Here is an 11,909-nt window from a genome sequence, read left to right as displayed (position 1 = left end):
TCTCTACTTAATTCTAATATTTTTTTGATGGGTCAATTTAGAGTATAATAGTGGGTCAAGTGACTTTATATTTTCCAGCAAATCGCTGGAAGATAAGGCGAACACATTGATAGAAGAGGATATAAAGAAAACATTGTATCATCCTGAAACGTACGACCCGGCGGAAACTCAGGTTGATAGCGCATTTACTCCTTTTGATGATCCTGTATTTTATGAAAAAACAATACAATTATGCAAAATAGGGATGTCTATTGATGAATATGACAGAAAGATGAAGAGTGCAAAATCTTCAATGTCTATTTGGAGCGGACCATACCAATCTGCTTATAGCAAGAATGAATATCAAGAAGCAAAAGATGAATATGACGAGAACGCACAGAATAAAAAAAATGCGGAGAAAAAAGCAAAGAAACTTGCAGACGAACTGAAAACCATGCTGGATAAAGAACAGTTGTTTATAGGTTTTAAAGCTCGACATCGTTTTCGTGCCAACAACAATGCTGGGCAAATCGTTTTCGGGGAAATGAAGTATCTGTTTGACAAGGACATGAACAAGATTGTAGCATCATACGACATGGATGATGATGAATATAAGACCGTGCAAATTGTTTATAAGCAGATGCTTGGCGAAGATGTTCAGATTGAGGGCGAAAATTTCGATGATGACGAAGTATTGGAAGAATAAAAGTTGTACAATAAGATGATACACACGTTTTACGATGTTTTGTCGGATGTCATATAACTTTGCATTGTAAAATCAAAACTGTTAATATGACAAACAAAAGAACTATAGGAGAACTCATAGAAAATGAAGTTCGCAAACAACAAATTCCGATTACTGAATTTGCTAAGATGATTTGCTGCCAAAGAAATAATGTTTATGACATTTTTAAACGCAGCAAAATGGATATTGCTCAGTTGAAGCAAATTTCAAAAGTACTGAACCGCAATTTCTTTAAGGAACTTGCCGAGGATGTGGAACTGATAAACGACAGCAAAGAATCTGAAGAAGAGGTAATGAAGCAAAAAGCTGTATCGCAGTTCTTAAATGTCGTACCAGATATACTGCGCAAATTAGGAAAGTCTTCAGCTATAGTTTTCAGTAAATTAGATGAACCTGGATATGAGGATTGCCCTACACCTGATTTTGGATTGTCTGACTATTTTATTACTTTCACTATAGGTGAAACCCTAAAAGAGCGTATAGGTAATTGCGCTGCACTTCCGATAGCTCCTGCCTTTAGCGATGATGGCTGTATGGTAGAAGTATGCACTAATGTTGTTTATAGGTCAGTATGTGTAAATGTAAAATTGGATTATAAAACAGCCGATGAATGGTACAAATTTTTAGCTTTTGCATTTGAAACTTATACAAGATTTGGGAGGAAATAAACAATGAATATACATTCTATTCTGAATGATTATACGGAAATAAAAGAATGTTCTTATAAAGGAGAACATTATTCCGTTCGTGATAACGGAGCTGTATTACGCCATGTACGAGAAGGAAAGCGTATAAGGAAAGATGATAATACGTGGACTTTCGGAAAGCCAAATGAGAATACTGGATATATGGAAATTGGGACAGAACGGGTACATCGCATTGTGGCTTTCGCTTTTCTTGGCGAACCTCCCACACCTCAGCACATCGTTGATCACATTGATACCAACCGCAGGAACAACAGACCTCAAAACCTCAGATGGCTGACAAAGTTAGAAAATGCGTTGAACAATCCGATAACAAGAAAGAAAATAGAATATCTTTGTGGGAGCATTGAGGCTTTTGTGAATGACCCTTCAATAATACAGGAGTTTGTCGATGACAATCCAAATTATGAATGGATGAGAACCGTAACACCGGAAGAAGCAAAAGCCTCTTACGAAAGATTGTGCGCCTGGGCAGAAACAAAAAATAATGAGAAATCTTTAGGCGGAGCTATTGGAGAATGGATTTATACTCCTTATGGAAGGGAAGAGAAGAAATCTCCTTTTGAGAGAGAACAACATAATATAAATGTAACTTCGGAACAAATTGGCAATATGATTAGTATTGATTCGCACACAGCAGATAGCCTGACCGAATCATTAACACCTAATGCCATGCAAAGATATTGGCGTACACCAACAGAATTCCCACTCTGTCCTTCTGAAGTTGGAGATAGGCCACTGACCACTTATCTGAACAATTTGAAAAAAGGTGCTGTCATAACTAAAAATCAATATGCCACACATTTTATAGATGATTTTGCATCATGTAATGATAATCGCCTTGTGATAATCACACATGCAGATGATGGAATAAAGAAGTTCTCAATGATTACTATAACATTTGAGGACGGGAAATACGTGCATGAAGGAACAACGTTCTTTGAGGAACAAGGTGCGCAAAAGGCTCTTACTTTGGCTCAGGGACTTAAATGGGAAGGTGAAGACGGAATAGATGATTATTGTTAATAGACATGATATGAAAAGACTATTTATCATAAGTGCTTTCTTGATGATGTTTTACACATTATACGCACAAACTGTTACAGACTCTGCAACAGTTGTTAGAAGTGTTGATGAAGTTGCAAGATATAAACTATATCCGACAACTAATATGTGGACATTTCTGAAACTTGATACAAGGAATGGTCGTATTTGGCAAGTGCAATGGTCGTTTGAAGATGACAAACGTTTTGAAACAGCACTATCTTTATATTCAGTTGTATGGAAAGACGAAGAAGTCAATGGACGCTTTATTTTATATCCAACAACCAATAATTATAATTTCATCATGCTTGACCAAATTAATGGAAAAACATACCAAGTGCAATGGTCTCAAGAATCTGATAAAAGAATCATCGTGCCAATTGAATGATATATCCAATTATAAAAAAACAGTTAATTATTGGATAACAAAATCCATCCAGCAAATAGTGAGAAACAAATAATAGGGAATTCGAAACAGTTAAATACAGTCAAAGTTTAGCTGACTGAAAGAATTTTTTGATTACATTTTGTATTTTTGCACAGTTAAAGCGTTATTTGAAAAAAGCAAAACTGAGAAATCCGATGAAATCTGCAAGTTGGCAAATCGTAACCCGACAGAGCGTAACATTAATGTAAATTACTCAACGTCAGCACATAATTTGGTGTCAAGCTCTTTTGAGGTAGTAGATGACTGAAAATGTACTCTTCATCGTCCTTAATTTTTTGGTTTCAAAATTAGTTGGTGAAGAGTCCGATGTCGGTACGCAAAACGGGGAGGAACGGCGCAATCTTTTTCTGTAACCAAATTTTTTGCGTGAGTTGTAGGTAACTCACTATTCCTTAGTGTCTTGTTTCGCCATCCATACCCGTTTGTCGCATTATCGGGCATGGTTACGAACAAGTAACGTTGTGGCGTCAGGATTTGGCTTTTGCTGTGATTGTACTGGCTTCACGAATTATAGCCACTTCAACTAAAACCCTTGTAACTCAATTCTATCACTATATCTTTCCGCATTTCACTTTTTTGTAGTAACTTTGCCACTGATATATAACGCAAAATTATGGCTTCATACTGGCAAATATTTATCTCGTTTTTCAAGATCGGTTCTTTCACGCTAGGAGGTGGTTACGCGATGATACCACTCATCCAGCAAGAAGTCGTGGATAAAAAAGGTTGGCTAAAAGAGAGCGAATTCGTGGAGATGATGGCAATAGCCCAATCCGCCCCCGGACCGATTGCACTGAACACGGCCATTTTCGTGGGTTACAAGGCACGAGGAATTAAAGGGGTCATTTTTTCCAGCCTCGGAACCATCCTCCCCTCTTTCATCGTAATCCTGTTAATCGCCATCATTTTCACAGATTTCAAAAACAACCCCGGAGTAGAACGAGTATTCAAAGGCATCCGCCCGGCAGTCGTGGCCCTCATCGCTGCTCCTTTATACAAAATGGGTAAGTCGGCAGGAGTCACCCGTAAAACCATCATTTTCCCGGTCATTGCCGCCCTACTCGTCTGGTTACTCAACCTCTCGCCGATATATATCATCATCGCCGCCATCCTAGGTGGCCTCCTTTACGGTAAAATCACCCACAAACTCTAAAAATGTCATGAAACAAAGTCCGTTTTTCAATTTCCAATTCTCAATTTTCAATTAACATGTCAGAACTCGATCTCTATATCAGCCTCTTTATCACCTTCTTCAAAATCGGCCTATTCGGTTTTGGGGGCGGTTACGCCATGCTCTCGTTAATACAACATGATGTCGTGGAAACCCACAACTGGATCAGCGTGGCCGATTTCACGGACATTGTGGCTATTTCACAAAGCACGCCCGGCCCTATTGCCTTCAACACCGCCACTTACATCGGCTACACGGCAACAGGCAGCATCTGGGGATCAGCCATCTGCACGATAGCCGTCAGTCTTCCCTCCCTGATCATCATGATCACGATCTCCAAGTTCTTTTTCATGTTCCGGGACAACAAATACGTGGAAATGGCCATGCAAGGTTTAAAAATCACTGTTTTAGGACTTATCGGGGCAGCAGCGTTGTTATTGATGAACAAACAAAACTTTGTGGACTACAAAAGCTATATTATCTTCGCCATAGCCTTCATTGCCACCTTCAAATTCAAAATGGACCCGATTCTGATGATCATAGCAGCAGGAGTGGCCGGATATCTTCTCTATTAGGTCGTCGCTTACGGCAACCGTTACAAGTTGAGATTACGGCTCTACAAGTTACAGGGAATACAAACAAAAAAACCGCCGATCGGCGGTTTTATATTTTAAAGCAGTGCATTGATTTTAGAAACCAAAGTCGTCTTAGGTACTGCACCTACTTGTTTGTCAGCAACCTCGCCATTCTTAAAGAAAAGAATTGTCGGGATGTTACGAATACCATACTTAGCGGCAGCAGAACCTTCATCCACGTTCACTTTAGCAACCACTAACTTACCTTCGAACTCTTTAGAGATCTCTTCCACGATGGGTAACATCATTTTACATGGTCCACACCATTCTGCCCAGAAATCTACAAGAACAGGAACTTCTGCTTTTAGCACAACTTCCTCGAAATTTGAATCATTAACTGCAATAGCCATACTTCTATCTTTAAAGTTTATAATAATATTCATGCTAAAAGCGTTGGATTAAGTTCCGCCATGATCCAACGCTTTGACATGGCGAAATTAATTAATTTTCATTTTAATAGCATCATTATTTTCAAAATATTCATATAATTCTCTCGAACGCCCTATCTTACAGGTTCTTGAAAACATCTTTACCCGGTGTCCCGTCCCGTCATACAAAATAAAATTCAACGGGAGATCACCCTTCTCGTTCACGAACTGGTTATGTATCTCTAACACAAGCTCGTGTGTCAGCTTTTCCACGTCTACCTGCAACGTGATCGAGCGAATCAGGTTCTCACTGATAACGCTTAGCAAATCCATGCTCTGTACGTTAAAAGTCAGCTCTCCGGCCCCTCCCCACTTCTTTTCCTGCACTCTACCCTTGATGTAGATCGACGTCTCCAGAATAAAATAATTCCGGAACTTGATATAGTCCTCCCCGAAGAAAGGTAATTCGTAAGAACCCGTGAAATCCTCGATCGTCAAAATACCAAAATCATTCCCTTTCTTCGTCTTCCCCTCTCGCATGGCAACAATAATTCCCGCAATCGTCACGTCCCGGTCTTTGTAAGAACTCAAATCACCGCTCAGACTCTCCAAAGGAGTACAAATCGCCTTGATCTCTAGTTTATACGAATCCAAAGGGTGAGAAGTTAGGTATATACCGATCAATTCCTTCTCTTTACGTGCCTTCTCCACGTCCGTCCAAGGTTCACACAAAGGAACAGTAGGCTTTTTCACGTCATATTCATCCATTCCCCCGAACAGCGTCGCCTGCATCATTAAACTATCCTGTTGCTTTTTCTGCCCGTAATTCACCAGATTTTCTAGAAATGTCGTGTGGCCGTCAGGCATATAGAAATACTGCGACCGATCCAAACCGAAACTATCCAACCCTCCCGCAGTAATCAGATTTTCCAACGTCTTCTTGTTCACCGTCTTGTAATCCAAACGCTCGAAGAAATCGAAAAGATCCTTGTAAACCCCGTTAGTATTCCGTTCCCGAATAATCGAATGTACGGCAGCCTCGCCAACCCCCTTGATTCCAGCCATCCCGAAACGAATATCTCCCTTGTGGTTCACCGTGAAATCATCATCCGACTCATTCACATCCGGAGCCAGCACGCTCAAGCCCATTCGCTTACACTCGTCCATAAAAACCGTAACCTTCTCAATCTGTGATAAGTTACAACTCAAGTTGGCCGCCATAAACTCGGCAGGATAATGAGCTTTCAAAAATCCCGTCTGGTAAGCAATATAAGCGTAGCAAACCGAATGTGATTTATTGAACGCATACGATGCAAACGCTTCCCAGTCACCCCAAATCTTATCAACCAACGGGTTGACCTCCTTCCCCATCTCCTTGCATCCTTTCACGAACTCCTCATTTTTATTACACCCCTCGATGAACTGCGTCTTCAACTGGTTCATCGTGTCTATCTGTTTCTTACCCATCGCCTTACGAAGAGTATCAGACATACCCCGGGTAAAATTACCCAATGCGCGGGACTGCAACATCACCTGCTCTTGGTAAACGGTAATACCATACGTGTCCTTCAAGTAAGGCTCCATCATCGGGTGATCGTACTCGATAGGAGCCTCCCCGTGCTTACGCTTGATAAAATCCGGGATATACTCCATAGGCCCGGGACGATACAAGGCATTCATGGCCACCAAATCCTCAAAACGGTTCGGTTTCAACGCCCTCAAATGCTTTTTCATTCCCGGCGACTCAAACTGGAACAGACCGGTAGTCTCCCCTCTTGAAAACAATTCGAATGTCTCTTTATCCTCCAACGAAATCGCATCCACATCCAGCGTCTCGTGGCGGGATTTCTTTATATTATCCAAACAGGTTTTTATAATCGAAAGCGTCCTCAACCCCAGAAAGTCCATCTTGATCAATCCGATCGGCTCCACGAAGTGACCGTCATATTGAGTCGTCATCAAACTTTCCCCTTCCGTTGGCATAATTGGGATATGTTCCGTCAACGGGTCACGACTGATCAAAATACCACAAGCGTGTACCCCCGTCTGCCGCACGGAACCTTCCAAAATTTCCGCCAAATGGAGCGTTTTTGCTACCAGCGGGTTCGAGGACTCCCGTTCTTTTTCCAAATCAGGATTCTCCTTGTAAGCCTTCTTCAACGTGATTTTCGGGGTTTCCGGCACCATCTTTGCCAACCGGTTTGCCTCCGACAAATCCAACTTCAGCACCCGTGCCACATCCTTAATCGCCATCTTGGCAGCCATACTACCGAAAGTCACGATGTGCGACACCTTATCCGCCCCGTATTTCTGTGTAACCCACTCCAACACCCGCTGACGCCCGTCATCATCAAAGTCAACGTCAATATCCGGCAGTGAGATACGATCGGGATTCAAAAAACGCTCGAACAGCAAATCATACTTCACCGGGTCAATATTCGTGATACCCAGACTATACGCCACGGCACTTCCCGCGGCAGAACCACGCCCCGGTCCCACGATCACCCCCATATCACGAGCCGCTTGGATAAAATCCTGCACGATCAAGAAGTACCCCGGGAAACCCATCGTCTTCATGATATGCAACTCGAAAATCAAACGCTCCATAATATCCGGTGGAATATTCTCACCATATCGCCGCACGGCTCCCTTCATCGCCAACTCCTTCAAATAATCCGCCTCCAACTTGATACGGTAAAGTCGATCATATCCCCCCAACTTCTTCACTTTCTTTTGGGCATCCTCCTCGCTCATAACGACCTCACCTTTCTCGTTACGGGTAAACTCGTTGAACAAATCCTCTTCCGTGTATTTCTTCCGGTACTCATCCTCCGTACCGATCTCCGGCGGGATCGGGAAAACCGGCATCAACGGATCAGAATCCAGTTTATAATCTTCAACTTTATCAACAATCTCCTGCGTATTCTCGATTACCTGCGGAATATCCTTGAACAACTCTTCCATCTCGGCCGTTGTCTTGAACCACTCCTGCCGCGTGTACCGCATCCGGTTAGGATCATCCAAATCCTTACGAGTATTCAGACAGATCAACAGGTCATGCGCCTCCGCATCCTCCGCGTTCAAGAAATGCACGTCGTTCGTGGCAATCACCTTGATTCCTAACTTCTCACCCATACGCAGAATCTCCGCATTACATCTCACTTGGTTATCGTAAACCTCCGCTCTTTCTTTAGCCGATTCTGCCGGATGCCTCATCACCTCCAGGTAATAATCCTCCCCCACTAAATTCTTGTACCACAAGGCAGCCGCCTCCGCCCCCTCGATATCCCCGGCCATAATCTTCTGGCAAATCTCACCTCCCAAACAAGCCGACGAAATAATCAACCCCTCGTGATGCTTCTCCAGCAAAGCCTTATCAATACGCGGACGATAATAATACCCGTCCACAAACGCCGCCGAACAAAGCTTGATCAAATTCAAATACCCTTTCAGATTCTTGGCCAGGATAATCAAATGCTCTCCCGAACGGTCCACCGGTTTCTCCTTGTTATACAAAGACACCCGGGCCACGTAGGCCTCCACCCCCAAAATAGGTTTTATCCCCTTTTTGCGACAAGTATCGTAGAATAATTTTATCCCGAACATATTCCCGTGATCCGTCAACGAAATTGCCTTCATCCCGTCGGCAATCGCCTTCTCCACCAAACCGGGCACACTCGCCGCCCCGTCGAGAATAGAATACTGAGAATGTACATGAAAATGCGTAAATGCCATATATACACTTAATTAAATATTAACACACCCCTAAAAGGCATATCACAAATTTAGCCAAAAATCCCGACACTACCACCCCGTATAATACAAACAATTCTAAAAAGCGGTATATTTCCCGTTAAACCGGAAACCAATCCCCAGCATCAAGAAATTAGGTTCGTTGAAATTTTGTAGACGATACCCCACGTGCAAAAACACGGCACGGGACAAAGCTATTTTCAACGTCAACAATTGGTAGAACATATTCAGATCATTCTTCCCGATCACGTTCGCCCCGATCCCGACTCCGACGACAAAAAAGGGCATCACGTACTCCGCCCGCCCGGAAAGTCCCAATGCAAACTGATCACCCAGAGGAGGGCGGACAATGTCCGACTTATCCACACTCCCGTACACGTTCCCATCCGTGTATAAATTGGCTCCTCCGTCAAATGTCCCATCTAGAGACACGCCTAACCGGAGTTTATAATTCAAATTATACATCGGGGTAAAATTAAACCCGAACACGGGGTAAGCCTCAGGAGAAGGGGAAAACCCGTCGGAAGTCTTCACCAGCCGATCGTGCCACGAGCCGAAGAAAACAAAATCATACGTGAAATGTCGCCGAAAAGGTTGTGTGGTCAAAGCTACTTTCCTCTCCAACGCCTTCAAATCATCCTTCCGGTAAAAATTACACTCTAACCCGATATTTCCCCCGATCGTGTTCAACCCGGCATTAGGAATCTTCGTGTTCCCGTTGGAAAAATGTGATACCGTCAATCCCGAAAGCAGGCTAACCCTCGGGGACAACCTCCAGCGCAAATAAAAATTAGCATTAATATAAGCGTTCACCTTCGAACCGATCATCGTATTGTACGAATTATAATACGAATCATAAGGTTTCCACCCCGCGGACAACCCAAAATTCCACTCGTAATGTAAAGACAACCAGGGAGCCAAACTAGAGATACGAGCCCCTTGGAACAAATAAAATGCAACCGGGTTTCCCAACTGCCGGGATTCCCCAAAATCATAAAACCCGAGCCCAACCCCTTGATAAACATCGCCGTAAATTTGCTCATCAACACTCCCCGGGCGATAACGGAACAAATATTTCACATGCGTGGAAAAAGCTCCCCGGATAATCCTCCCCTCGGCATTCGCCCCTTTCAAAAAAGAACTTGTCGGGAAAATATACTCCGGCCGTCCCTCCACACGCAAACCATGCACGAACTTTCGCAGAGACACGTCCACCAAACTATCATTCCCCTGCCCAGCCACGCACAACACACTCCCGACGAATATAATCCCCAGCAAAACGAAAACTCTCAAAATCCTTTTTATACCATCCATACAAACTCCATTCATAAAATAATCCGGTTAACCACTCTTTGCCTTTCCCCTCAATAATTCCGGTTCCGGCAAGGAAACCCGGGTGAAACTCACGATAGCGGCAAGCGTGGCAAACCCTCCTGCAAAATAGAGGGAAGCATACGTCCCGTCCACCGGAAAAACAACAAACATTAATGCCACCAACGAGGCTCCCGTGGTCTGTCCGGTCAAACGGGCCATACCCAGCATACCGCTAGCCCCGCCACTCCTGTTCTGTGGCGCGGAAGAAATTAATATACTATTATTCGGAGTCTGGAATAACCCAAACCCGAATCCACACATAGCCATAAACAAAGCAATCCCAGCGTTGGAAACCTGATCCGCGAAGACAGCTAATAAAAATAATCCCGCGGAAAATATCGACAATCCCACGCCCCCCAACAACCCGGCATGAACCCGTTCGATCAACCTCCCGGCCAAAGGAGCCGCAATCATCGTCGCCAACGGCCAAGGGGTCAGCAACAATCCCGTCGCCACCTCATCCAGTCCCAACGTGTGCTGCAAAAAGAAGGGCAAAGAAACCATGGCCAGCATCTGTGCCACGAAAGAACACACGGACGTCCCGACAGACAACGAAAAAATCGGTATCTTCAACAAATCGACAGGCAACAGGGGATATTCCTGCGACAACTGGCGACGCACGAAAAAGTAACCAACCAACAGAACCACCCCAATCCCCGGGAGCAACACGGACAAACTCACCCCGTGAGTGAATCCCTCGATCGAGAAAATCAATAACCCGAATGTAAAAGCGTTCATCAACCCGCTAATCCAATCAAACTTCCGCCCACTTCTTTTTACCGGATTCACGGGCAAAAAACGGAAAGATAAAATCAAAGCCACGATAACAATGGGAACATTTATCGCGAACAACCACTGCCAAGAGGCGACAGACAAAATTCCTGCCGCAATCGTCGGCCCCCCTGCCGCCGACACGGCAACCACTAGCGCATTGATACCCATTCCCCGCCCCAAATGTCGTTTGGGATAAATAATCCGGATCAAAGAAGTATTCACGCTTGCCAAAGCAGCCGCACCAAAACCTTGAAATACACGGGCTACCGTCAACGTCAGCAAAGAATTGGAAAGCGCACAAGCCAATGAAGTCACGCTAAATATGAGTAATCCCCCGATATACACCCGTCGATAGCCCAAAATATCACCCAACGAAGACAAGGACAACAAGGAAACCACGATCGCCAACTGGTAGGCATTCACGATCCAGATCGACATAGACGGTGTCGCCTGCAAATCCTCCGCAATAGACGGTAACGCCACGTTGGCAATCGTGCCGTCCAACACGGAAACCGTAATTCCCATGGCAATGGCAAGAATCGCCCAGTATCGTTTCGGGACAGGCAACCCGTCCCACTCTACCTCTTTCGTACTCATTTTCCCAGTCCAATTTTATCGTGCAAAAATACGAAATATAAAATTCCCATTTCACCCACCGTACGAAAATTTTAAAAACTACCTTATCGGTTGTCTGTCGGTATATAAATGGTAAACAAACTGATAATCATACATATTTTATGATCACATCTTGAAATCTAGCGGATCACTATCGTGTAAAGCGCTATTAGAACGCTATTAAATCCCTATTAAAGCGCTATATATAATAGCGTTCTATTAGAATTTTAATAGGATGTTCAAACTAGTTTATCTGGTAGTGATCTAGAAGTGATCATGAAACATTCATTTTATATTCA

10 protein-coding genes are annotated in these 11,909 nt (G+C 43.6%); 6 read left to right on the top strand and 4 right to left on the bottom strand.

Annotated elements, in window-relative coordinates:
* Positions 1-106 precede the first annotated feature (106 nt).
* From I2I33_RS02625 to I2I33_RS02600, 6 genes are all read left to right on the top strand, one after another.
* Positions 107-685, top strand: a complete 579-nt coding sequence (locus I2I33_RS02625; protein ID WP_229128159.1) for a hypothetical protein — start codon at positions 107-109, stop codon at positions 683-685.
* Between the two features lie 86 nt (positions 686-771).
* Positions 772-1,392, top strand: a complete 621-nt coding sequence (locus I2I33_RS02620; RefSeq protein WP_117969125.1) for a hypothetical protein — start codon at positions 772-774, stop codon at positions 1,390-1,392.
* A 3-nt stretch (positions 1,393-1,395) separates the two neighbouring features.
* The gene (locus tag I2I33_RS02615) at positions 1,396-2,454 is read left to right on the top strand and encodes an HNH endonuclease signature motif containing protein (protein ID WP_195666724.1); all 1,059 of its coding nucleotides are present in this window, start codon (positions 1,396-1,398) and stop codon (positions 2,452-2,454) included.
* A gap of 10 nt (positions 2,455-2,464) precedes the next feature.
* Complete coding sequence (locus I2I33_RS02610) at positions 2,465-2,860, top strand: hypothetical protein (protein WP_228767208.1); 396 nt, start codon at positions 2,465-2,467, stop codon at positions 2,858-2,860.
* Between the two features lie 673 nt (positions 2,861-3,533).
* Positions 3,534-4,073: a chromate transporter gene (locus I2I33_RS02605; protein WP_087419374.1), complete on the top strand. Its 540-nt coding sequence runs from the start codon at positions 3,534-3,536 to the stop codon at positions 4,071-4,073.
* 56 nt (positions 4,074-4,129) lie between these two features.
* Entirely contained in the window at positions 4,130-4,666 is a 537-nt protein-coding gene (locus I2I33_RS02600; RefSeq protein WP_027200879.1) for a chromate transporter, read from the top strand.
* Between the two features lie 95 nt (positions 4,667-4,761).
* Here the strand turns inward: I2I33_RS02600 and trxA are convergent, their stop codons facing one another.
* From trxA to I2I33_RS02580, 4 genes are all read right to left on the bottom strand, one after another.
* Positions 4,762-5,076 carry a thioredoxin gene (gene trxA / locus I2I33_RS02595; protein ID WP_027200880.1) on the bottom strand — a complete coding sequence of 105 codons (315 nt, stop codon included), beginning with the start codon at positions 5,074-5,076 and terminating at the stop codon, positions 4,762-4,764.
* Between the two features lie 87 nt (positions 5,077-5,163).
* Entirely contained in the window at positions 5,164-8,829 is a 3,666-nt protein-coding gene (gene dnaE, locus I2I33_RS02590) for a DNA polymerase III subunit alpha (RefSeq protein WP_087419373.1), read from the bottom strand.
* Between the two features lie 96 nt (positions 8,830-8,925).
* On the bottom strand, positions 8,926-10,176 hold the full coding sequence (locus I2I33_RS02585; RefSeq protein WP_229128158.1) for an acyloxyacyl hydrolase: 1,251 nt from the start codon (positions 10,174-10,176) through the stop codon (positions 8,926-8,928).
* 12 nt (positions 10,177-10,188) lie between these two features.
* Positions 10,189-11,592, bottom strand: a complete 1,404-nt coding sequence (locus I2I33_RS02580) for an MFS transporter (RefSeq protein ID WP_087419371.1) — start codon at positions 11,590-11,592, stop codon at positions 10,189-10,191.
* Positions 11,593-11,909: the final 317 nt, after the last annotated feature.

Origin of the sequence: Butyricimonas sp. BSD2780061689_150309_C8 (genome assembly GCF_015560935.1) — a bacterium.
GTDB classification, from domain to species: Bacteria; Bacteroidota; Bacteroidia; order Bacteroidales; family Marinifilaceae; genus Butyricimonas; species Butyricimonas paravirosa.
The sequence above is the reverse complement of the archived record's forward strand: the minus strand, read 5'-3'. Positions and strand labels throughout refer to the sequence as shown.